Origin of the sequence: Halorubrum salipaludis (assembly GCF_002286985.1) — an archaeon.
GTDB classification, from domain to species: domain Archaea; phylum Halobacteriota; class Halobacteria; order Halobacteriales; family Haloferacaceae; genus Halorubrum; species Halorubrum salipaludis.
In genome coordinates this window covers 69,140-91,096 of sequence record NZ_NSKC01000009.1, presented here as the reverse complement: position 1 = coordinate 91,096, position 21,957 = coordinate 69,140, and the positions used below count along the sequence as shown (strand labels likewise).

Here is a 21,957-nt window from a genome sequence, read left to right as displayed (position 1 = left end):
CCGCTACGACTCCCCGTCGTCGAGCCACCCGCCCGACGGTCGGTTGCGGTCCGGATCGACCATCTCCGGCGTCCCGCTGAGGACGCCTCGCATCCCCGACAGCGGCTCGCCGACGGCGATCCCGTCGGCGGTGATCCGGAACTCGCGGATCGTCCGCTCGTAGTCGCTCATGCGCTTTTTCAGCACGCCGATCGCCTTCCGGAGCTCGCCGTCCACCTCCAGGTGTCGCAGGAAGACGATGTTGTCGGCGAGGTAGCTCACGTTCTCCATCGTCGCCCGGAACTCGCCCGTGATGTCGCGCGTCTCGTCGACGAATATCGTCGTCACGCCCATGTTCTTGAGGTAGCGGCCGAGCGCGTGGAGCTGCTGGAGCACCTGATCGCGCTCCCCGTGGAGGGTCAGCCGGTAGCCCGCGATCCCGTCGACCATGACGATGTCGGCGCCGCGCTCTTCGACCTCCGTCCGGACCATCCGCGCGAACTCCTGTGGCGACCGCTCTAACGCCTCGACCTCCTCGACGCGGAGCGTCCCCGCTTCGATCATCTCGTCGACCGAGATGTTCACCGACCGCGCCCGCGTGCGGAACGTCTCCTCGCTCTCCTCGAACAGGTAGATGACGGAGCGCTCGCCGCGATCGGCCGCCGCCTTCATGAACTGGGTGCTGAGCGTCGTCTTCCCCACGCCGGTGGGCCCGCTCACGATGCTGACCGTTCCCCGTTCGATCCCGCCGTTCAGCAGGTCGTCGATCTCCGGGACGCCGGAGGAGGCCTGTTCGAACGTGGCGTCCCTCGCGTGAGCGCCGGGCTGTAACGCCGGGTACACCTCCATTCCCTCGGCGGTGATCCGATAGGCGTGCTCGCCGCCCTGGGTCGCCGACCCGCGGAACTTCGGCACGTCGATCGTCTTGCCGTACTCCGCGGTGGCAAGCCGGATCGTCCCGTCCGTGATGAACTCGAGGTCGTCCGTCGGCAGCGACTCGGTGTTCTGAACGGTGAAAAGCACCGTCGCCTCCCGGTCCTTCAGGAAGCGCATGAACCCGACCACCTGCTTCCGGAACTGGTAGTCGTCCGACAGCAGGAACCGGAGCTGCGTCAGCGGGTCGACGACGACCCGGTCGGGGTCGACGGCGGTCACGCCCTCGATGATCTTCTCGGTCAGCGGCTCCCGCTCGACCTCGGAAGGCTCGAACACCTCGTAGGAGTCGTCCTCGACGAACACGTCCGCGCTCGGGCTCAGATCGAGGAACTCGATGGCGTCGGTGTCGAAGCCGAGCGCCGCCGCGTTCGCCTTCAGGTCGCGGGCGTCCTCCTCGAGGTTGATGAAAAGCGCCGTCTCCCCCTCGTCGACGCCCCGCTGGAGGAAGTGGAAGCTCAGGATCGTCTTCCCGCTGCCGGCCTGACCGCGGACCATGTAGCTCCGCTCCGGGACGAGCCCCCCCGAGAGGATCTCGTCGAGGCCCGCGACACCGGTCGAGGCGCGATCGGTGAGTGGCGTTGACATACGGTCCCTTCCGACTCCGGGGTAGTTAATGAATGGGTAGCTCTTAGTAACCGCGCGGTCTCCTTCTAGGAGACATGGCCCTAGGCCCCGCGGGCATCTCTTCCGACGCCCCGTCCGGCGAACCGCCGGACACGGACGAGGACCCCCGCGTCCTGCTGTTCATGCGGCCGGGGCGCGACCGCGATTTGGTGGCCGAGGCGCTCGGCGACCGCTTTCGGGTCGATTCGACGACCGACGCGGCGGCGTTCGACTCGGCGTTCGACTGCTGCGTCCTCGACGCCGAGGCGTTCGAGCGCGTCGGGAGCGCGATCGGGCCGCGCCGGGAGCGCGCGGCCCCCGCCTTCCTCCCGTTCGTGCTCCTCGCGGGCGGTGACGCCCGAAAGGCGACGGAGGGCGCGTGGGACCGCGTCGACGACGTCGTCGAGCTCCCGGTGCGCAAGCGGGCGCTCCGAGCCCGGATCGGGAACCTCGTCGATCGGCGGCGCACCTCCCTCAGGCTCGCCGACCGCGAGCGGCGGCTGGCGGCCACGGTCGAGGAGCTCCGACAGAAGGAGCGCGCGATGGACGAGGCCCCGGTCGGGATCTCGCTCGCGGAGCCGGGGACGGGGAACAACCCGCTGACCTACGTCAACGAAGAGTTCGAGCGGCTCACCGGGTACGGACCGGAGATCCTGGGGAAGGACTGTCGCTTCCTCCAGGGGGAGGACACGGACCCGGAGACGACCGCGGCGATTCGCGAGGCGATCGACGACGAGCGACCGGTCTCCGTCGACGTCCTGAACTACCGCGCGAGCGGCCAGAAGTTCTGGAACCGGCTCACCGTCGCGCCGATCCGGGACGAGAACGGCGACGTGATCCGGTTCGTCGGCTTCCAGACGGACATCACGGACCGGAAGATCCGCGAGCGGCGGCTGGAGGTGATGGGGCGGGTGCTCAACCACAACCTCCGGAACAAGATGAACCTCATCGAGGGGTACACCGAGCTGCTTCGGAGCGACCCCGCCGAGGAGCAGCGGCGGAAGGCGCTCGACGTGATCGGCGAGACGACCGACGACCTGATGCGGATCGCGGAGGCGGTGCGGAAGATCGACCACACGCTTTCGAGCCCGGAGTCGGACGACGCCGGGGTCAGCCTCCGCGACCGGCTGTCCGAGCTGCTGAGCCAGATGACCGACCAGTACCCGGACGCGGCGTTCCACCTGTCGCTCCCGGACGACGACCCGCTCGAAGTGAGCGTCGTCGGCCTCCAGACGGCGATCGAGGAGGGCGTGGAGAACGCGGTCAAGCACAACGACGCTCCGGAGCCGACGGTCTGGATACGGGCCGAGCGCGGAGCGGAAGGCTGGATCGAGATCGAGATCGAAGACGACGGGCCGGGGATCCCGGAACACGAGACCCACGTGCTCGAACGGGGAGAGACGTCGCTGAAGCACGCGGACCGGCTCGGGATCTGGCTGATGTACTGGGTCGTGAGCAAGGCGGGCGGGGAGTTCTCGGTGGATTCGTCCGAGACGGGCGGAACCGTCCTCCGGATATCCGTCCCGGCACAGCCCTAACCGCGACGGTCGGGAGCGCCGCGATCAGAGCGCCCGCTTCGACCGGAGCCGCGCGAGCCGCGTCCGCGCCTCCTGTCGGCTCGTCCCCCGGACGCGGCCCGTCTCGGCGTCCGCCATCGAGACGAGCGAGAGCCGGTCGAGGAGGGGCGGCCAGTCGGCGGCGCCCGCGGCGTCGCTGGCGAACGCGACCGCGTTGCCGAGCCCGTCGCGCTCGGCCGTCCCGAGCCGCGCGACCGCCCCGTCCGCGTCGCGGCGCCCGCCGGCGACGTAGAGCCGGTCGCCGACGGCGGTCGGGAGCCACGCCGGCAGGAGCAGGACCCAGAGCGCGACGCCCGCGACCGCGTACGCCCACGACGGGATCCGGTCGCGCTCCGGCTCGTACCCGTGGATCCGGTTGACGCGGCGGTCCGCCGCCGTGCGCTCGCCGCGGCGCCCGACGAGCAGGGTCGCGAGGAGCGCGACCGTCTCGACCGCCGCGAGCGCCGGGAGCAGCGCGGTCGCGACGAGCGCCTCCCGGGTCCGGAGCCGGACGAGCGCGTGCCGGAGGGCGGCGTCGCGGTCGGCCTTCGGCAGCGAGAGCAGGCGGGTCGAGACGACGAGCCGGGCGCCGCGGTACCCGTCCGCGACCGCGACGTTGGCGGCGTCGGCGCGCACGACCGTCACCGCCGGGGCGTCGACGCCCACCTCGTCCGCGAGGGTCGCGACCCGGTCCGCGACGAAGTCGGCGGGGCGGTCGTCGAGGTCGGCCTCGGGGAGCCGCGCGATCCGGCGGTCGACGACGATCGGACCGAGGAGGGCGGAGCCGCCGAGGCCGACGGCGACGGCGGCGAGGAGTCCCCCGATCGCCCCCGGACCGGCGAGGTCGAGGCCGGCGGGTCCGAGGAGCGCGGCGGCGGGGACCAGCGGGAGGGCGGCGAGCAGGACGGGGACGGAGAGCAGCGCGAGCGCGCCGACGGCCCGGCGGACGCGCACGCCGATCCCGGGAGAGCTGGACGGGACAGGCCGCTCGGACGCGGCCGACCTATCAACCGCAACTGACCGGTCCGGCCCGACTTCCCCCTCCGACGCGGCCTCCCCCGCCGACTCGTCGATTTCCGCTCCGGTGTTGCCGGTCGGTGCCATACGACCGTGTGGTGTCACACGTCGGGTAAAGCTTTGCCGGAGGCCATCGGGGTCGGCGGTCGCGGTCGGGAGTCGGCGCGTCCGTCTGCGACCGCAGGCGGCGTCGACCGCGGACGGCGGTGACCGCTCCTTCCGGAGCTTTTAACCCGGTTCCACCACCAGTTTCACGTAATGGCTTTTGAGGATCTACTGAACGACCCCGTCATCCAGAAGTACCTCCACGAGCTGGTGGGGCCGACGGGGATGCCGGTCGCGGCCGCGCCGCCCGACGGTGAGGTCACCGACGAGGAGCTGGCGGAGGAGCTCGGACTGGAGCTCAACGACGTCCGACGCGCGCTGTTCATCCTGTACGAGAACGACCTCGCCACCTACCGCCGGGTGCGCGACGAGGACTCGGGGTGGCTCACGTACCTCTGGACGTTCCACTACGACAACATCCCGGAGAACCTCGAAGAGGAGATGTATCGCCTGCTCGACGCGTTAGAGGAGCGCGAGGAGTACGAGCGCACCCACGAGTTCTACCTCTGTGAGGTGTGTTCGATCCGCTTCGAGTTCGGCGAGGCGATGGACTTCGGCTTCGAGTGCCCGGAGTGCGGGTCCCCGCTGGAGTCGATGGACAACGACCGGCTCCGCGAGGCGATGGGCCAGCGCGTCGAGGAGCTCCGTGACGAGCTCAACGCGGACGTGACGGGCTAATGGTCGTCCTCGCAACCAAGTGCTACGTCGAGGGCGACGCCCGCGACCGCGCGCTCGACGGCATGAACTCGCTCGTCGCCAACGACATCGGCGAGCTCGACGTCGACTGGCACGTCGGCGTCCGCGACGACGACTTCGTGCAGGTGGACGTGAGCGGCGAGGACGCCGCGGTCGCCCGCAACGTCCTCGCGGAGACGTGGGGCGAGATCGTCGCCCACGACGAGGGGCTGACGGCCGGCAAGGAGTACGTCGGGACCCTCGAATCGTGGGACGACGACGGCTTCGTCCTCGACGCCGGCGTCGACGTGCGGATTCCGGCCGACGAGATCGGCCTCGGCAGGGGGTCGCCGGAGCAGGTCGTCGAGCGGTTCGGGCTGGTCCAGCACCTCCCCGTGCGGTTCGTCTACGGCGGCGACGTGGGCGACCCCGATTCGGAGCCGAGCCGGCTGGCGGACGCCGAGCGCGACCGCCTCTACGACTGGCAGCGCGGCGACGGCCGGCTCAACGTCAACTCGGCGACCCGCGGCGAGGTCCGGGCGACCGTGAATCGCGCCGGCCACGCGCAGGACATCGTCACCGTCGAGCGGCTGGGCCTGTTGGAGCAGTCCGTCGTCTGCACCGAGGACACCGACCCGCCGGGGCTGCTGGCCGCGATCGGCTCGTACCTCCCGGCCGAGATGCGCTGCGTCGTCTGAACCCGTGAACCGACGTTTCGCCCTCGCGATCGCCGTCGTCGCGCTGCTCGCCGTCAGCGCCGGCTGTCTCACCTACGTCAACGACGGAGGCGAGGTCGCGAACGAGACGCTCGACGCCGAGCCGCCCCACGCGTACGACTTCGCGACCGACCGCGACGCCGAGGTCAACCTCTCGACGGGGACGCGGTACACCGTGGTGTACAACGTCTCCGGCGTCGACGAGATACGCTTCTACCGGCAGACCCCCTACGCGGGCGACCAGCCCTTCGAGTTCGACGCGTTCCGGTACCAGTACCCCGACGGCGAGGTGATCGACGGGAGCGAGTTCCGCGCCCGCGGCGGAGAGATCGAGCGCACCCCCGACGAGACGTGGGTCCGGTTCGGCGACGACATGGAGGGCGGACGGATGGCCCTCTCGGCGTCCGGATCGCCCCGCCGGTTCACCACGCTCACCTACGTCGAGGGGTCGTACGCGGTGACGCTCCCGCCCGGGTTCAGCACCGACGTGCCGATCGTCGGGCACGTGTCGCCGCGCGACCACGAGATCGAGACGGTCGACGGCCGCGACCGGATCACGTGGGACTCGGTCACCAGCGGGTCGGTCGTGGTCCAGTCGTACCGCGAGACCGACCTGCTCGTCTTCGGGGTGATCCTCGCGATCGCCGCGGTCGCCGCGGTCGTCGGGACGATGTACTTCCGGCGGCAGCTGGAGGAGCTCCGGGAGCGGCGCCGGCAGCTGGGGCTCGGCGTGTACGAGGACGACGAGGAGTAGTCGGCGGTCGCCGCGACCCCCTCCTCCCGGACTGGGGCCCTTTTTCAGTGCGCGACGCCTTGTGCGGGTATGGACGCCGCAATCGTCACCGTCGGGGACGAGCTCCTCGTCGGTGACACCGAGAACACGAACGCGACGTGGCTCTGCGGCCGGCTCGCCGACCGCGGCGTGACGGTCCGGCGGGTGACCGTCGTCCCGGACGAGGTCGCCGAGATCGCGCGCGTCGTCAACGAGTACCACGCCGAGTACGACGCCGTGATCGTCACCGGCGGGCTCGGGCCGACCCACGACGACGTGACGATGGAGGCGGTCGCGGCCGCGTTCGGGCGCGACCTCGCCGCCAACGACGAGGCCGCGGCGTGGCTCGCGGAGCGGGGGTACAGCGCGGACGACCTGGTCGCCGAGACGACGCACCTCCCGGTCGGCTGTCGGCCGCTCCCCAACGAGGAGGGGGTCGCGCCCGGCGCCGTCGTCGAGTCGGCGTACGTCCTGCCGGGCGTCCCGGCGGAGATGGAGGCGATGTTCGAGTCGGTCGCCGAGGAGTTCGAGGGGACCCCGACCCACACCGTCGTCGTCGACGTCGACGAGCCGGAGAGCGCGCTGTTAGAGCGGTTCACGGAGCTCCAGGAGGCGTTTGACGTGAGCGTCGGGTCGTACCCCGGCGAGAGCGTGCGGGTGAAGATCACGGCGGCGACCGCCGACGAGGCGGAGCGCGCCGCCGACTGGGTGCGGGAGCGGTCGGTGCTGGTCGAGTCGGAGGAGTAGCGGTATCAGCGGTAGCGGTATCAGCGGTAAAGATACGCGAGCCACACCGCGGTGACCACGAGGCTCGCGACGAGCACGGCGGTCGCGGTCGCGTCGATCGGGAGCGGCTCGGTCGGGGCGGCTTCGAGGATCATGGTTCGCGGTTGTTCTGGGGGCGTCTTAAGTATTGATCTTCCCGCGGCGAGACGCGGCCCGCTTAAGGGCCGGCCGCCGAAAGAGCGGACATGCACGTCGGATTCGCGGTGAACCCGGTCGCCGGGATGGGCGGCCGCGTCGGGCTCAAGGGCACCGACGGGAAGGTGGCCGAGGCGGTCGCGCGGGGCGCGGAGCCGCGGGCGCCGGACCGAGCGCGGCGGGCGCTGGAACGGCTCGCCGCGGTCGCGCCGGAGACGCGCGTCTCGACCGCCGCCGACCCCATGGGCGAGCGGCTGGTCCGCGAGGCGGGCTTCGAACCGGTCCGCGTGGTCGACCCGTTCGGCGACGATCGGGACGAGGAGGCCGACCCGCCCGCCGACGATCGGGGCGACGGTTCCGACCCACCCGCCCCCACGGAGACGACCGCGGAGCACACCGCGCGGGTCGTCGAGGCGTTCGCCGCGGGAGACGACGCCGCGGGGCCCGTGGACCTCGTCCTGTTCGTCGGCGGCGACGGCACGGCGACCGACGTGGCGACGGCGCTCGAACGGACCGGCTCCGAGGTCCCGATGCTCGGCGTCCCCGCCGGCGTGAAGGTGTACTCCTCGGTGTTCGCGGTCTCGCCCGAGGACGCCGCGGAGGTCGCCGCCTCCTTCTCCCGCACCGAGCGCCGCGAGGTGATGGACATCGACGAGGACGCCTACCGAGAGGGCGAGGTCAACCCGGAGCTCCGCGCGGTCGCGCGCGTCCCGGTCGCGGACGACCTCCAGTCGTCGAAACAGACCGCGAGCGGGACCGTCGAGTCGCTCGCCGAGGGGGTCGCGGACGACATCTGCGAGCGCGAGGGGGAGGGCGTCACGTACGTGCTCGGCCCGGGGTCGACCGTCGGCGCCATCAAGGAGGCCCTGGGCTTCGAGCCGTCGCCGATCGGGGTCGACGTGTGGCGCGACGGGGAGGTGGTCGTCCGGGACGGCACCGAGCGAGAGATCCTCGACGCGCTGGGCGAGGAGAACGTCATCGTCGTCTCGCCGATCGGCGGACAGGGGTTCGTCTTCGGCCGCGGGAACCCGCAGCTGTCCCCGGCGGTGATCCGGCGCTGCGACCTGCGGATCGTCGCCTCGCGCGCGAAGCTCGACGACGTGCGCGCCCTCCGGGTCGACACCGACGACCCCGACCTCGACGCGGCGCTCGCGGGATGGGTCCGCGTCCGCGTCGGCAAGTTCGAGACGCGGATGATGAAGATCGTCTGAGGGGCGCCGGTCCGCGGTCAGATCCGCTCCGCGGAGACGGCGAAAACCCGCCCATGCGACGGCGTTTTAAATACGGGCGCCGTACCGTGCCACATGATGACACAGATCGCCGCGCCGCCCGGATCTCCCGGGGGAACCGGCGCCGCCGACAGGGGCAACAGGCTTATTCCCGAACCGGGTGCAGTTACGCACAACCCCCGCGAGGAATCATGAACGAAGTCCAACTCGAAGTGGCGAAGGCGTACCCGAACGACTCGGGCCGCGGCATCGCCCGACTCGACCCCGACACGCTGTTGCACCTCAAGCTCTCGCCCGGCGACATCATCGAGATCGAGGGCGCGGAGACCACCGCCGCGAAGGTCTGGCGCGCGGACCGCCAGGACTGGAACACGGACACCGTGCGGGTGGACGGGTTCACCCGCCAGAACGCCGACGTGGGCATCGGCGAGCGCGTGACGATCCGGAAGGCGGAGGCCGAGAAGGCCGACAAGCTCGTGCTGGCCCCGCCCGAGGAGGCGTCGGTCCAGTTCGGCTCCGACGCCGCCGGCATGGTGAAACGCCAGATCCTCAAGCGGCCGGTCGTCGAGCGCGACATCGTCCCCGTGATGTCGTCGACGAACCACCCGTTCATGCGGTCGCCCGGACAGGCGATCCCGCTGATCGCGGTCGAGACCGAGCCCGACGGCGTCTGCCTGATCACGGAGGACACCGAGGTCGAGCTGCGCGAGGAGCCGATCTCCGGGTTCGAGAAGACCGGCGGCGGGATCACCTACGAGGACATCGGCGGCCTCCAGTCGGAGATCCAGCGCGTCCGGGAGATGGTCGAGCTGCCGATGAAACACCCGCAGATCTTCTCGAAGCTCGGGATCGAGCCGCCGCAGGGGGTCCTCCTGCACGGCCCGCCGGGCACGGGGAAGACCCTGCTCGCGAAGGCGGTCGCCAACGAGACCTCGGCGTCGTTCTTCTCGATCGCCGGCCCCGAGATCATCTCGAAGTACTACGGCGAGTCCGAACAGCAGCTCCGCGAGATCTTCGAGGACGCGAAAGAGGAGTCGCCCTCGATCATCTTCATCGACGAGCTGGACTCGATCGCGCCGAAGCGCGAGGACGTGACCGGCGAGGTCGAGCGCCGCGTCGTCGCCCAGCTGCTGACGATGATGGACGGGCTGGAGACGCGCGGGCAGGTGATCGTCATCGGCGCGACGAACCGCGTCGACAGCGTCGACCCCGCGCTCCGCCGGCCGGGGCGGTTCGACCGCGAGATCGAGATCGGCGTCCCCGACGAGGTGGGCCGCAAGGAGATCCTCCAGATCCACACCCGCGGGATGCCGCTCTCTGACGACGTGAGCTTAGACCACCTCGCCGACGAGACGCACGGGTTCGTCGGCGCCGACATCGAGAGCCTCACCAAGGAGGCCGCGATGAAGGCGCTCCGCCGGTACCTCCCCGAGATCGACTTAGACGAGGAGGAGGTCCCGCCGAGCCTGATCGATCGGATGATCGTCAAGCGCGACGACTTCTCGGGCGCGCTGAACGAGGTGGAGCCGTCGGCGATGCGCGAGGTGCTCGTCGAGCTCCCGAAGATCTCGTGGGACAGCGTCGGCGGGCTGGAGGGGGCCAAACAGCAGGTCCAAGAGTCCGTGGAGTGGCCACTCACCTCGCCGGAGAAGTTCGACAGAATGGGCGTCGACGCGCCGAAGGGGGTGCTGCTGTACGGCCCGCCCGGCACCGGGAAGACGCTGATGGCGAAGGCGGTCGCCAACGAGACGAACGCGAACTTCATCTCGGTCAGGGGGCCGCAGCTGCTCTCGAAGTGGGTCGGCGAGTCGGAGAAGGCGATCCGGCAGACCTTCCGGAAGGCCCGGCAGGTGAGCCCGACGATCATCTTCTTCGACGAGCTCGACAGCCTCGCGCCCTCGCGCGGCCAGGAGATGGGGAACAACGTCTCCGAACGCGTCGTCAACCAGCTGCTCACCGAGCTCGACGGGCTCGAGGACATGGGCGACGTGATGGTGATCGGCGCCACCAACCGGCCGGACATGATCGACCCCGCGCTGCTGCGCTCCGGGCGGTTCGACCGGCTCGTGATGATCGGTCAGCCGGACCAGGAGGGCCGCGAGCAGATCCTCGACATCCACACGCAGGACACGCCGCTGGCCCCGGACGTGAGCCTCAAGGAGGTCGCGGAGATCACGGACGGCTACGTCGGCTCCGACTTGGAGGGGATCGCCCGCGAGGCCGCCATCGAGGCGCTGCGCGACGACGACGACGCCGAGGAGGTGGAGATGAAGCACTTCCGGCGCGCGATGGAGTCGGTGCGCCCCACGATCACCGACGACATCCTCGCGTACTACGAGGACGTCGAACAGCAGTTCAAGGGCGGCGGCGGCGAGTCGCTCCGCGACACCGGCGGCCGGATCGGGTTCCAGTAGGCGAGCGAGCCCTAGCCGACCGTCCGCTCTCCCGTCCCGTTCCGCGCCTTTTAACCCCGACAGCGACCAACGGCGGGTATGTCCCAGCCGCGCGTCCCCGGCGGCGACGAGAACACGCTGGAGCTGCCGTGCGGGCAGACGATCGCGTCCGGCGAGCTGGACCTGGGGATGCGCGAGTTCGAGTGCGACTGCGGCGAGACCCACGCGGTCGTGATGGACGTGCATCCCCCGGAGCGGTTCCTGCCGGACTTCCTCGTCGAGGTGCTGCGCGAGGCGATCGAGACCACCAGCGAGGAGATGCCGGAGTTCGACACCCCGCACCTGCTCGGCGTCGTGTTAGAGGAGTTCCCGGAGGCCGTCGTCGCGTACGACGCCAGCGAGAACGCCGACGTGGGGTACGCGATGGCGTGGGTGACCGACTTCGACTCCCGCCGGCTCCACGAGGTCGTCGTCGAGCTCGTCGTCGAGCTGATGGAACACGCCGTGAGCCACGCCGACGACGACGAGGCGCTCTCGGCGTTCGAAGAAGAGATGGTCGAGTTCGACGTGGCCGAGTTCGTCGACCAGTACCGCGCCGAGCGCGACCTGGAGGCGGAGGACCCGTACGCCTAATCGCGGCGTTCGAACGCTTATAAACCACAACTCGATCGGCGGCTCAAACCGCCGAAAACGACCGCTTCGGAGCGTCTGTCAGACGGTTGTCTGACTCGTGTCTCACTGAACCCTATATATTCGGCGACCGTACGTAAGACGTATGAGCGCCGGGAAATACGACCGGTACGACCGGATCCGCGGTGTGCTCGCCGAGGCCGACGAGCCGCTGACGGCGCGCGAGATCCTCGCGCTCGCGGGCGAGTGCGAGGAGATCGACAGCCCGCACCGCGTCGCCACGGTGTTGGGCCGATGGGCGGATCGCGGCGAGGTCGAGGTCATCGACGACCGGCCCTACCGGTACCGGCTGGAGACCTGATCGCAGCGGCCCCCGGAGGGGGAGCGCGCTCACTCCGACCCGAATCGGAGTGCGCCGTCGGCCGGGTCGAGCGTCGCGACCCCACCGAGCGGGAGCGGAAACGACGGTTCGGTGTGACCGAAATCGTAGCCGAAGCCGGCGACGCTGTCGGGTGCGTACCGTTCGAGCTCGCGAGTGACGATGTCCTTCAGCTCGGCGGGATACTCGTCGGGATCCGGGTCCCACTCCAGCGGCGGCGCGTTGGTCCGCGGGCGCCCGAAAACGACGCCGTCGAACCGCTCCAACAGTCCGCGTTCGCCCATCGCGCGGAGCGTGTAGCCGACCTCGCGCGGCGGCGGCACGTCCTCCGAGGTCTCCAGCGCGAGGACGGCCCCGTCGAGCCGCTCGGGGTCCGGGAGGAACCGATCCGCCTGGAGGTGCCACTTCACGATCCCGAAGGAGCCGCCCCACGTTCGGCCGCGGACCGGCTCGTCGGGGTCGGCGTCGGGCCCGACCCACGTCGTCGGGCCGGGGTTGTCGCGCCAGTCGCGAGGCTCGCGCGTCTCGAAGTCGAACCAGTCGTCGGTCCACTCGTCGGCGGGCGCGACCCGGCCGAGCGATTCCTCGAACAGCGCGCGTCGGAGGTATCGCTCGGTGTACGAGTGAAGCTCGGCGTCGCAGACAAGGTCGGGGTGGAGGCCGAGCCCGTAGCTGACGACCCCGCGGTTCCAGAGGAACAGCCGGAGGTTGTCGTTGTCGCTGTAGCCGAAAAAGCGGGTCGGGTTCGACGCGAGCGCGCCGCCGTCGAGGTGTCGTAAGACTCGGAGCTGATCGTCGCCGCCGGTGTACGCCATCACGGCACCGATCTCGGAATCGGTAAACGCGTCCTCGATGTCAGCCGCGCGCGCCGCGGGCGACGCCGGCTCGTCGCGGTCGGGATCCGCCGTCGGGAACACTCGCGTTTCGACGCCGAGCGAGGCGAGTCGCTCACGGCCGATCCGGAGCGTCGTCGCGTCCGAAGGTCGGGAGGGAGCCACGATCGCGAGCGCTTGGTCGTCGCGGAGCGGCGGGGGCGTCACGAAATCCATGCACGTGGACTGTATCCGGCATTCCGATAAACCGGCCGATCGTGTGATATCTTATCTCATCTGCCATGAGACGACATACCTTGCGAAAATCGCAAACTCGCTGCGAGATTCGTATTCTATCGCCGACCTTATTACGATGAGCGTATTCCGTCCGCGTAATGAGCGAGGACCGGACGATACTACTCATCGGCAGCGGACCGATCCAGATCGGACAGGCGGCCGAGTTCGACTACTCCGGCGCGCAGGCGTGTCGCGCCCTCCAGGAGGAGGGCGCCCGCGTCGTCTTAGTGAACTCGAACCCGGCGACGATCATGACCGACCCGGAGACCGCGGACCGTGTGTACATCGAGCCGATCACGCCCGAGGCGATCTCGGAGGTCATCCGGATCGAGGAGCCCGACGGCGTCATCGCCGGGCTCGGGGGTCAGACGGGGCTCAACGTCACCGCCGAGCTCGCCGAGGAGGGTATCTTAGAGGAGTACGACGTCGAGGTGATGGGAACGCCCCTCGACACGATCTACGCCACGGAGGACCGCGACCTGTTCCGCCAGCGGATGGAGGACCTGGGTCAGCCCGTGCCGAAGTCGACGACCATCTCGCTCGACGAGGACGAGTCGGTCACCGACTTCGACGAGGAGTACTTCCGCGAGCGCGTACAGGAGGCGGTCGACGCGGTCGGCGGCCTCCCGGTCATCGCCCGGACGACGTACACCCTCGGCGGCTCCGGCTCCGGCGTCGTCGACGACTTCGAGGAGCTCGTCGAGCGGGTCCGCAAGGGGCTCCGCCTCTCGCGGAACAGCGAGGTGCTGATCACGGAGTCGATCTCCGGCTGGGTTGAGCTGGAGTACGAGGTGATGCGGGACGCCGACGACTCCTGTATCATCATCTGTAACATGGAGAACATCGACCCGATGGGGATCCACACCGGCGAGTCGACGGTTGTCACCCCCTCGCAGGTGATCCCCGACGACGGGCACCAGGAGATGCGCGACGCGGCGCTCGAAGTGATTCGGGACCTGGGCATCGAAGGCGGCTGTAACATCCAGTTCGCGTGGCACGACGACGGGACGCCCGGCGGCGAGTACCGCGTGGTGGAGGTGAACCCGCGCGTCTCGCGCTCCTCCGCGCTCGCCTCGAAGGCGACCGGTTACCCGATCGCCCGCGTGACCGCGAAGGTCGCCCTGGGCAAGCGGCTCCACGAGATCGACAACGAGATCACCGGCGAGACCACCGCCGCCTTCGAGCCCGCCATCGACTACGTGGTGACGAAGGTGCCGCGGTGGCCCATCGACAAGTTCGACGACGTGGACTTCGAGCTCGGCACGGCGATGAAGTCGACCGGCGAGGCGATGGCGATCGGTCGGAACTTCGAGGAGAGCCTGTTGAAGTCGCTTCGCTCCTCCGAGTACGACCCGGCGGTCGACTGGGTCGACGTGGACGACGAGACGCTCGAGACCGAGTACCTCGAGCGCCCCACGCCCGATCGCCCGTACGCGATCTTCGAGGCGTTCGACCGCGGCTACACGGTCGCGGACATCGAGGACCTGACCGGCATCAAGCCGTGGTACCTCGAGCGGTTCGAACGCGTCAGCGAGTCCGCGCAGGCCGCCCAGAACGGCGAGTTCGCGCAGGCGGCCACCGCGGGTCACACGAACGCCGAGATCGCGGCGCTCGCCGGGGGCGGGACGGACGTCGACGCGGTCGAGACGGACGTGCCCGGTCGGACGTACAAACAGGTCGACACCTGCGCCGGCGAGTTCGCGGCACAGACCCCGTACTACTACTCCGCCCGCCAGTCGGAGTTCGAGCGCGGACCGCTGAAGGGCGACGCCGCGGCCGGCGAGCTGGTCGTCGACAAGAGCGTCGACAGCGTGGTCGTCGTCGGCGGCGGGCCGATCCGGATCGGCCAGGGGGTCGAGTTCGACTACTGTTCGGTCCACGCCATCCAGGCGCTCCGCGAGCTGGGCATCGAGGCGCACGTCGTCAACAACAACCCGGAGACGGTCTCGACGGACTACGACACCTCTGACGGGCTCTTCTTCGACCCGATAACCGCCGAGGAGGTCGCGGACGTGGCCGAGGCGACCGGCGCCGACGGCGTGATGGTCCAGTTCGGGGGACAGACCTCAGTGAACATCGGCGAACCGCTCGAAGCCGAGCTCCAGCGGCGCGGGCTCGACTGCGAGATCATGGGGACGAGCGTCGAGGCGATGGATCTCGCGGAGGACCGCGACCGGTTCAACGTCTTAATGGACGAGATGGGCGTCGCCCAGCCCGAGGGCGGCACCGCGACGAGCGAGGCGGAGGCGCTCGAGCTCGCCCACGAGATCGGCTATCCCGTCCTCGTGCGTCCCTCCTACGTCCTCGGGGGCCGCGCGATGCGCGTCGTCGAGAACGACGCGGAGCTCGAGGAGTACATCGAGGAGGCGGTCCGCGTGTCGCCGGACAAGCCGATCTTAGTCGACCAGTTCCTCGACGACGCGGTCGAACTGGACGTGGACGCCGTCGCCGACGGCGAGGACGTGCTCCTCGGCGGCGTGATGGAGCACGTCGAGAGCGCGGGCGTCCACTCGGGCGACTCCGCGTGCATGATCCCACCGCGCTCGCTCGACGAGGAGACGCTCGGTCGGGTCCGCGAGGTCACCGAGGACATCGCCCGCGCGCTCGACACGGTCGGCCTGCTCAACGTCCAGCTCGCGGTGACGGGCGTGGGCGACGACGAGGAGTCGGAGGTGTACGTGCTGGAGGCGAATCCGCGCTCCTCCCGGACGGTCCCGTTCGTCTCGAAGGCGACCGGCGTCCCCATCGCGAAGCTCGCGGCGAAGGTGATGACCGACGACCTGACGCTCGACGACCTCGACGTCGACGAGCAGATCCCGGAGCACCGCAGCGTGAAGGAGGTCGTCCTCCCGTTCGACCGCCTGCCGGGCTCCGACCCGCGGCTCGGCCCGGAGATGAAGTCGACCGGCGAAGTGATGGGGACGGCCCGCTCGTTCGGCAAGGCGTACGACAAGGCGCAGGACGCGACCGGCAAGCCGATCCCGGAGTCCGGCACCGCCGTCGTCGACCTCTCGGCCGACGAGTTCCCGGACCCGGACACCGAGGCCGGCGAGGCCCTCGTCGCGGGGTACGCCGAGCACTTCGAGCTGAGCGAGGCGACCGACCTGATCGAGGCCGCGCGGCGCGGCGAGATCGACCTCATCGTCTCGCGCCAGCGCGAGCTGCTGGAGGTCGCCGTCGAGGAGGAGATCACCTACTTCTCGACGCACGCCTCCGCGAAGGCCGCCCTGGAGGCGATCGACCACGCCGGCGACGACATCGACGTGATGGCGGTCTCCGACCGGCCGAAGCGCGTCGAGCAGTGGGGCGCCGCGGAGTAGACCGCGGACCCACGCTCTCGCTCTCGGACACCGTTTATAAACGCCTTCGAGCTCGCGGCGATCCGTTTATAAGCGATACGCGGCCGGCGCTTGGGTACTTATAGGGCTTCCAGCGTTCCCCGATCCACGTCCCCCGCAGCCATCGGTTCGCCGCCGTATTCGTCGACGAACGCGTCGACGTCGTCTTCCTCACTGAACGGGATCAGCTCCGGCCCCATCGCGCCGACGACCTCGCTGCGCGCGACGACGGTGAGGTCGGTCGTCCGCGAGAACGCCTCGCGCTCGACGTGCGAGGAGAACATCGTGTCGGAGCCCTCCTCGAACACCTCCTGGTCGACGAGCGAGTAGTCGGTGAGGAACGTCGCCAGCGGGGTCCGTTCCGCGTCCTCCGCGTCGAACCGGTAGGTGTAGGTGCAGGTGCTGCTGCAGAACTGCCCCGGACGCCCGCCCTCGGGCTCGTCGTCCTCGAAGTGGATCTGTCCGACCGGCCCGGGATGGTCCTCGATGATCATGCCGCACTGGTCGCAGGCCCGCTCGCCGTCGAGCGAGACGGGAGTGATCGACGCGCTCTCGTCGCCCAGACAGCCGGCAGCGGCGAGCGAGAGTCCCGCGCCGACCCCGGCGAGCAGGCGCCGACGTGACGCCGACAGCCGCTGGTGTTCGGTCATGCCTTATCATTTCGAAACGACCGTCTTAGGCCCTCGGGACCGATTCATCTCGTCGTTCGAGGAACGAACCAGATCGGATAAGCCCCCGCCGAGCGAACGCCATCCGTGGCGGTTTTCGACCCCTACGCGGATCCGTCTCGCACGCTCCGGATCGCGCTCGCCGCGCTCCTCCTCGCCGCCGTCGTCGCGACGGCCGGGGCGTTCGCCGCCGACCCCGAGGCAGCCGCGCCCTCGCCGGTCGCCTACGACGACGTCGTCGAGCTCGGGCTCTCCTCCGAGACGGACGCGCTGATGGCCGGGTCAGCGAGGGTGCCGCGGACGCAGGTCTTCTACTCGCAGCTCCAGTACGTCGTCGGGTACAACGGCGTCGAGTCGTTCGCGGCGACGCTCGACGACGGCCGGACGGAACGCCAGTTCGGCTATCCGATCGCCGCCTACGTCGAGACGTTCGACGACGCTCGGCCGGGGACGACCGGGGCCGGGCTGTTCGAGTCGGAGCGGCTCGGGGAGTGGACGCCGGCGGACGAGGCGGTGTACGTCGTCGGTAGCGAGGCCCGGAGCCCGGCCGGCGAGACGGTCGTCCCGTTCCGCGAGCGCGGCGCCGCCGAGGCGTTCGTCGCCGACCACGGCGGACGGGTCGTCGACTGGGAGACCGTTCGAGGGCGGTCGTTCGACACGGACTCGGCAGCGACGGTGCGCGCGATGGCCCCCGAGCGGTGGGCCGCGGCCGACGACCGGATCGCGGCCGCCGAGCGCCGCGCCGACAGGCCGGTGTCGGTCGTCGTCGGGGAGGACGAGCCGACGGTCGAGGCGGCGGTCGCGGCCGCGCCGCCGAACACGACCGTGGTCGTCCCGCCGGGAACGTACGAGGAGACCCTGACGGTGAACGAGTCGGTCACGGTCGCCGGCGACGACGCGCTGATTCGCGGCGACGGCAACGGGTCGGTGATCACGGTGCGGGCCCCGGACGTGGCGATCACCGGGGTCACCGTGGACGGGAGCGGTGGGCAGACGCGCGACCCGGACGCAGCGCGCGAGGGCCGCGAGGGCGGCGGGCCGGCCGACGGAGGGGCGTGGGACACCAACATCCAGCTCGGCTACGGCCACGGTGACGCGGGGATCCGCGCGATCGACGCACCGGGGCTCGTCGTCGACGACGTGGCGGTCGAGGCGAACGCGAGCGGGCTGCTGCTTCGGGAGGGCTCCCACGCGGTGGTTCGGGATCTCCGCGTCGACGGGGCCGACGAGTGGCAGGACGGCTTCATGGGGATCACGGGGATGCGGTCGCGGGTGACGGTGACGGACAGCAGGTTCGAGGGCGGGCGCGACGGGATCTACCTCCACCGCGCCGACGGCTCGGTCGTCCGGAACTCGACGTTCACCGACAACCGCTACGGGGCACACCTCATGTACACGGGCGACGCGCTGCTCGCCGACAACGCGTTCGAAAACGAGCTGTTCGCCGGCATCACGGTGATGACGCGGCCGTCGGGCAACGCGATCGTCGGAAACGACGTACGGAACTCCAGCGCGGGAATTCAGGCGTCGGGCACCCGGACGTACATCGGGTACAACACCCTCGTCGGCAACGGGCTCGGCTTCTCGACCAGCTCGCGGGGGTCGCTGTACGAGCGCAACGTGGCCGCGAACAACGAGGTCGGAGTCCGCGCGACCACGGTCGTCCCGTCGAGCCGGGTCGTCGCGAACGACTTCGTCGGCAACGCCGAACACGCGACCGCCGGCGCGGGCGCGCTCCGGATCTGGGCCGACGGCGACCGGGGCAACTACTGGGAGGGGGCGAACCTCGGGACCCACGAGCCCGGCGAGCGAGCGTACCGGCCGACCTCGCCGGTCGACGGCGCCCTGCACCGACACGTCGCCGCCGTCGCCGTGCGCGAATCGCCGGCGGTCGCCCTCCTCGACCGGCTCCGGGGGACCGTGCCCGGGGCGCGCTCGGGGAGCATCACCGACCCGGCGCCGGCGGCCGCGCCGTACTCGCCGGAACGGATAGACGCCGCGCTCGCCCCGAACGCGGGCCCGGTCCACGCCGACTGGCGCGCGGAACCGGACGAGCGGGACGGGAGCACAGACGAGAACGCAGCCATGAACGCACGCGATCGCGACGCGACGAGCGGGGGTATCGGGCGAGAAACGCGGCGAGTCGACGCCGAGCCGACCGTCACTTCGGCGAGGGCGACGACGGGGGGCGCCGGCGGTGCCTGACGAGCCCGTCGCGGCCCTCTCGGACGCCACCCGGACGTACGGCGGCGTGCCGGTGCTCGACGCCGTCTCGCTCGCGGTCGAGCCCGGCGTCACCGCCGTGGTCGGCCCGAACGGGTCCGGGAAGTCGACCCTGATCCGGGTGCTCGTCGGCGCGACGGAGCCGACCGCGGGCGAGGTCCGACAGCCCGGCGGGCCCGGAGGGAAGTCGATCGGCTACCTCCCGCAGCGGGTGCCGTTCCGCCCGGGGTTCACCGCCCGCGAGACGCTCGCGTTCTACGGGCGGCTCGTCGGCGACGACCCGGACGCGGCGCTTGAGCGGGTCGGGCTCGGCGACGCCGGCGACCGTCGCGTCGAGGCGCTCTCGGGCGGCATGCGGCGCCTGCTCGGCATCGCACAGGCGGTCCTCGGCGACCCCGCTCTCGTCGCCCTCGACGAGCCGGCGAGCGGTCTCGATCCGGGGATGCGAGAGCGCGCCTTCCGCGCGGCGGCCGAGCGGGCCGACGGCGACACCGCCGTGGTGATCGCTTCGCACGCGCTCGACCTCGTCGACGAGCACGCCGACCGCGTCGCGGTTCTCCGTCGCGGGGGCGTCGCCGCCGCGGGACCGCTGGACCGGCTGCTCGACGACCACGACGCCGCCGACGCGAGGGAGTTGTACCGCGTCGTGGCTGGGGAACCGGGGACGCGTGCAGGAGACGAGGACGAGCCCCCCGGCGACGGAGACGAGCGCGGCGGAGAGGGAGACGGTGAGGGCGACGACGCGGAGCCGAACGTCCACGTCACGGGGGTGTCGGACCGATGACGGGGCCGCTCGTCGGCGTCGCGACCGTGTTTCGGCGCGAGCTCGCGACGGTGGTCCGGACCCCCGGCTACGCCGTGCTGGCGGCCGGACTGCTCGTCGCCGTCGGCGGCCTCCTCGCGGCGGGCGGCGGGGGCGCGACCGGGTTCGTGCCGGCGGTTGTCGACCTGCTCCTCCCGACGGAGGCGCTCGTCCCGCTCGCCGCGGTGGTGTTGGGCTACCGCGCGCTGCTCGCCGACGGCGCGAGCGGGGAGCTCGCGGTGATCCGGACGTATCCGGTCCGCGTCGGCGAGTACGTCGCGGGGGTGTTACTGGCGCGGACGGTCGCGCTCGTCGGCGTCGTCGGCGTTCCGTACGCCGCGGTCGGCGTCGGGGTCTGGCTGACCGCCGCGCCGGACACGGGGATCTTCGCGACCCACGCCGGGATCGACTCGCCGCTGCTGTACCTCCGGTTCCTCGCGTTCGTCCTCCTCCTCGGCGCGGCGTACGTGTCGCTCGCGGCCGCGGTCTCGGCGGTCGCCGCGAGCCGCCGGAGCGCGGTCGCGCTCGGCGTCCTCGCGCTGGTCGCGGGCGTGCTCGGCGGCGACCTGCTCCTGCTCCGCTCGCTCGGAGCGGGGGCGTCGCCGGCGTCGATCCCGGGGTCGCTCGCGCTGACGCCGAACGGGGCGTTCCGCGGGCTCACCTTCGAACACGTGATCGGCGTCGCCTTCGCCCCGGAGGGCGGCTTCGTCTCGACGGGCCGCGCGGTCGGGTCGCTCGTCGGCTGGACGCTCCTCGGCGCGCTCGCCGCGGGCGCGACGCTGGCGTACGGGCGCCGCGTCGACGCGGCGATCGAGCGCGTTCGAAGCGGGCTCGCCGACTGAGGCGGCGGGAACCGCCCGCTCGTCGGTCACTCCGACCGCGCGTCGCCGCCCACGGACCCCGGTGCGTGCGCGTACACAGCGTAGAGGACGAGCGCGGCGATCAGGAAGTCGAGGCTGTGTTCGAGGTAGTGATGGACCGGCATCGGCACGACGCCGAGGACGGTGCCCGCGCCCACGACCGAGCGGGCGAGGAGGGCGCCGACGGCGACGCTGATAAGCGCGTACTGCGCGCTCCGGCGGCGGCGGTACGCGACGAGGCTCACCACGAAGAGGAGCCCGGTCCCGGCGCCGGCGACGAACACGACGGCGAGCAGCGGTAGCGACCCCTCTACGCCCCACCCGCCGACGGTCGCGCTCGCGGGAGTCGGAATCACGTTGTCGGGTCGTAGTGCGGCGCGCGACAAGAATACACTCCCGGACCGCTCCCGCTCGGAGGGAACGCGCGCGGAGGTTTTAACCGCCGCTCCGGTAGCCGACAGCGAGCACCCATGCCGGACACCAGAGCCCGGGTCCGCCGACACGTCCGCGACACGCCGGGCGTTCACTTCAACCGGGTGAGCCGCGACCTCGACATCGCGACCGGACAGGCGCAGTATCACCTCCGCCGGCTCGTCCGGGACGGTGAGGTCGCTGTCGAGCGGATCGGCGGGCGAGCCCACTACTTCGACCCGACCTTCGGTCCGTGGGAGCGGCGGGCGCTCGCCTTCCTCCGGCGAGAGACCGCCCGGGCGATCCTCGTCCGACTGCACGCCGACGGACCGACCCGACCGAAGGCGCTCGCGGACGAGCTCGACCTCGCGCGCAGCACCGTCTCGTGGCACGTCTCGAACCTGGTCGAAAGCGAAATCGTCGAGAAGTCCGATGAGCGGCCCATGCGCCTCTCGCTCGCGCGCCCCGAGCGGACCGCGGCGCTCCTCGACGAGGTGTCGGCGTCGCTCCCGGACCGGATCGTCGACCGGTTCGTTCGGACCGTCGACAGCCTGTTCGAGTGACCGAGTCGCCGTCGGTCGTCGACACTCCTTCTCGCCGCCGCATTCGTCGATCGCACCAGATCCGTTAGGGTC

General features: G+C 70.8%; 19 protein-coding genes. 14 read left to right on the top strand and 5 right to left on the bottom strand.

Annotated features, from left to right (window positions below; genetic code table 11):
* Window positions 1–3 precede the first annotated feature (3 nt).
* Window positions 4–1,500, bottom strand: a complete 1,497-nt coding sequence (locus CK500_RS13530) for an ATPase domain-containing protein (RefSeq protein WP_095637754.1) — start codon at window positions 1,498–1,500, stop codon at window positions 4–6.
* 74 nt (window positions 1,501–1,574) lie between these two features.
* On the opposite strand from CK500_RS13530, the gene CK500_RS13525 reads away from it, so the two are divergent.
* Complete coding sequence (locus CK500_RS13525) at window positions 1,575–3,056, top strand: PAS domain-containing protein (protein WP_095637753.1); 1,482 nt, start codon at window positions 1,575–1,577, stop codon at window positions 3,054–3,056.
* Window positions 3,057–3,080: 24 nt separating this feature from the next.
* Here the strand turns inward: CK500_RS13525 and CK500_RS13520 are convergent, their stop codons facing one another.
* Window positions 3,081–4,178 carry a hypothetical protein gene (locus CK500_RS13520; RefSeq protein ID WP_233139188.1) on the bottom strand — a complete coding sequence of 366 codons (1,098 nt, stop codon included), beginning with the start codon at window positions 4,176–4,178 and terminating at the stop codon, window positions 3,081–3,083.
* Between the two features lie 171 nt (window positions 4,179–4,349).
* On the opposite strand from CK500_RS13520, the gene CK500_RS13515 reads away from it, so the two are divergent.
* The 8 genes from CK500_RS13515 (at window position 4,350) to CK500_RS13480 (ending at window position 11,893) form a co-directional block, all read left to right on the top strand.
* On the top strand, window positions 4,350–4,874 hold the full coding sequence (locus CK500_RS13515; RefSeq protein WP_095637752.1) for a transcription factor: 525 nt from the start codon (window positions 4,350–4,352) through the stop codon (window positions 4,872–4,874).
* Window positions 4,874–5,569: a DUF2110 family protein gene (locus CK500_RS13510; protein WP_095637751.1), complete on the top strand. Its 696-nt coding sequence runs from the start codon at window positions 4,874–4,876 to the stop codon at window positions 5,567–5,569. Before CK500_RS13515 ends, CK500_RS13510 begins: the two co-directional genes overlap by 1 nt.
* A gap of 4 nt (window positions 5,570–5,573) precedes the next feature.
* Window positions 5,574–6,341, top strand: a complete 768-nt coding sequence (locus CK500_RS13505; RefSeq protein WP_095637750.1) for a DUF5803 family protein — start codon at window positions 5,574–5,576, stop codon at window positions 6,339–6,341.
* A 69-nt stretch (window positions 6,342–6,410) separates the two neighbouring features.
* Window positions 6,411–7,106 carry a competence/damage-inducible protein A gene (locus tag CK500_RS13500; protein ID WP_095637749.1) on the top strand — a complete coding sequence of 232 codons (696 nt, stop codon included), beginning with the start codon at window positions 6,411–6,413 and terminating at the stop codon, window positions 7,104–7,106.
* Between the two features lie 224 nt (window positions 7,107–7,330).
* Complete coding sequence (locus CK500_RS13495) at window positions 7,331–8,491, top strand: ATP-NAD kinase family protein (RefSeq protein ID WP_095637748.1); 1,161 nt, start codon at window positions 7,331–7,333, stop codon at window positions 8,489–8,491.
* A gap of 209 nt (window positions 8,492–8,700) precedes the next feature.
* Window positions 8,701–10,923 (top strand): CDC48 family AAA ATPase, encoded by a 2,223-nt coding sequence (locus CK500_RS13490; RefSeq protein WP_095637747.1) that lies wholly within the window; start codon window positions 8,701–8,703, stop codon window positions 10,921–10,923.
* Between the two features lie 78 nt (window positions 10,924–11,001).
* Window positions 11,002–11,535 (top strand): DUF5815 family protein, encoded by a 534-nt coding sequence (locus tag CK500_RS13485; protein ID WP_095637746.1) that lies wholly within the window; start codon window positions 11,002–11,004, stop codon window positions 11,533–11,535.
* A gap of 142 nt (window positions 11,536–11,677) precedes the next feature.
* Window positions 11,678–11,893 carry a hypothetical protein gene (locus CK500_RS13480; RefSeq protein WP_095637745.1) on the top strand — a complete coding sequence of 72 codons (216 nt, stop codon included), beginning with the start codon at window positions 11,678–11,680 and terminating at the stop codon, window positions 11,891–11,893.
* Window positions 11,894–11,922: 29 nt separating this feature from the next.
* Here the strand turns inward: CK500_RS13480 and CK500_RS13475 are convergent, their stop codons facing one another.
* Window positions 11,923–12,960: a S66 family peptidase gene (locus tag CK500_RS13475; RefSeq protein WP_095637744.1), complete on the bottom strand. Its 1,038-nt coding sequence runs from the start codon at window positions 12,958–12,960 to the stop codon at window positions 11,923–11,925.
* A gap of 158 nt (window positions 12,961–13,118) precedes the next feature.
* Between CK500_RS13475 and carB the strand changes: the two genes are divergently transcribed.
* Entirely contained in the window at window positions 13,119–16,340 is a 3,222-nt protein-coding gene (carB, locus tag CK500_RS13470; RefSeq protein ID WP_095637743.1) for a carbamoyl-phosphate synthase large subunit, read from the top strand.
* A 98-nt stretch (window positions 16,341–16,438) separates the two neighbouring features.
* Here carB and CK500_RS13465 read toward each other — a convergent pair whose 3' ends face one another.
* Window positions 16,439–17,008: a nitrous oxide reductase accessory protein NosL gene (locus CK500_RS13465; protein WP_095637742.1), complete on the bottom strand. Its 570-nt coding sequence runs from the start codon at window positions 17,006–17,008 to the stop codon at window positions 16,439–16,441.
* A gap of 105 nt (window positions 17,009–17,113) precedes the next feature.
* Between CK500_RS13465 and CK500_RS13460 the strand changes: the two genes are divergently transcribed.
* Genes CK500_RS13460 through CK500_RS13450 form a run of 3 tightly spaced genes read left to right on the top strand, consistent with a single transcriptional unit; the run spans window position 17,114 to window position 20,893 of the window.
* On the top strand, window positions 17,114–19,231 hold the full coding sequence (locus tag CK500_RS13460; protein ID WP_095637741.1) for a NosD domain-containing protein: 2,118 nt from the start codon (window positions 17,114–17,116) through the stop codon (window positions 19,229–19,231).
* Window positions 19,224–20,033, top strand: coding sequence for an ABC transporter ATP-binding protein (locus CK500_RS13455; RefSeq protein ID WP_095637740.1), 810 nt, complete (start codon window positions 19,224–19,226; stop codon window positions 20,031–20,033). Before CK500_RS13460 ends, CK500_RS13455 begins: the two co-directional genes overlap by 8 nt.
* A complete protein-coding gene (locus tag CK500_RS13450; RefSeq protein WP_095637739.1) occupies window positions 20,030–20,893 on the top strand; it encodes a copper ABC transporter permease in 864 nt (287 codons plus the stop codon). Before CK500_RS13455 ends, CK500_RS13450 begins: the two co-directional genes overlap by 4 nt.
* A 26-nt stretch (window positions 20,894–20,919) precedes the next feature.
* Here the strand turns inward: CK500_RS13450 and CK500_RS13445 are convergent, their stop codons facing one another.
* Window positions 20,920–21,267: a DUF7471 family protein gene (locus CK500_RS13445; protein ID WP_095637738.1), complete on the bottom strand. Its 348-nt coding sequence runs from the start codon at window positions 21,265–21,267 to the stop codon at window positions 20,920–20,922.
* Window positions 21,268–21,381: 114 nt separating this feature from the next.
* Here CK500_RS13445 and CK500_RS13440 point away from each other — a divergent pair, with 114 nt between their 5' ends.
* The gene (locus CK500_RS13440) at window positions 21,382–21,885 is read left to right on the top strand and encodes a winged helix-turn-helix transcriptional regulator (protein WP_095637737.1); all 504 of its coding nucleotides are present in this window, start codon (window positions 21,382–21,384) and stop codon (window positions 21,883–21,885) included.
* The last annotated feature ends 72 nt before the right edge of the window (window positions 21,886–21,957 follow it).

Coding starts and splice junctions, on each gene's coding strand:
- CK500_RS13530 (WP_095637754.1), bottom strand. CDS start 1,500: ATGTCAACGCCACTCACCGATCGCGCCTCGACCGGTGTCGCGGGCCTC.
- CK500_RS13525 (WP_095637753.1), top strand. CDS start 1,575: ATGGCCCTAGGCCCCGCGGGCATCTCTTCCGACGCCCCGTCCGGCGAA.
- CK500_RS13520 (WP_233139188.1), bottom strand. CDS start 4,178: ATGGCACCGACCGGCAACACCGGAGCGGAAATCGACGAGTCGGCGGGG.
- CK500_RS13515 (WP_095637752.1), top strand. CDS start 4,350: ATGGCTTTTGAGGATCTACTGAACGACCCCGTCATCCAGAAGTACCTC.
- CK500_RS13510 (WP_095637751.1), top strand. CDS start 4,874: ATGGTCGTCCTCGCAACCAAGTGCTACGTCGAGGGCGACGCCCGCGAC.
- CK500_RS13500 (WP_095637749.1), top strand. CDS start 6,411: ATGGACGCCGCAATCGTCACCGTCGGGGACGAGCTCCTCGTCGGTGAC.
- CK500_RS13495 (WP_095637748.1), top strand. CDS start 7,331: ATGCACGTCGGATTCGCGGTGAACCCGGTCGCCGGGATGGGCGGCCGC.
- CK500_RS13490 (WP_095637747.1), top strand. CDS start 8,701: ATGAACGAAGTCCAACTCGAAGTGGCGAAGGCGTACCCGAACGACTCG.
- CK500_RS13485 (WP_095637746.1), top strand. CDS start 11,002: ATGTCCCAGCCGCGCGTCCCCGGCGGCGACGAGAACACGCTGGAGCTG.
- CK500_RS13480 (WP_095637745.1), top strand. CDS start 11,678: ATGAGCGCCGGGAAATACGACCGGTACGACCGGATCCGCGGTGTGCTC.
- CK500_RS13475 (WP_095637744.1), bottom strand. CDS start 12,960: ATGGATTTCGTGACGCCCCCGCCGCTCCGCGACGACCAAGCGCTCGCG.
- carB (WP_095637743.1), top strand. CDS start 13,119: ATGAGCGAGGACCGGACGATACTACTCATCGGCAGCGGACCGATCCAG.
- CK500_RS13465 (WP_095637742.1), bottom strand. CDS start 17,008: ATGACCGAACACCAGCGGCTGTCGGCGTCACGTCGGCGCCTGCTCGCC.
- CK500_RS13450 (WP_095637739.1), top strand. CDS start 20,030: ATGACGGGGCCGCTCGTCGGCGTCGCGACCGTGTTTCGGCGCGAGCTC.
- CK500_RS13440 (WP_095637737.1), top strand. CDS start 21,382: ATGCCGGACACCAGAGCCCGGGTCCGCCGACACGTCCGCGACACGCCG.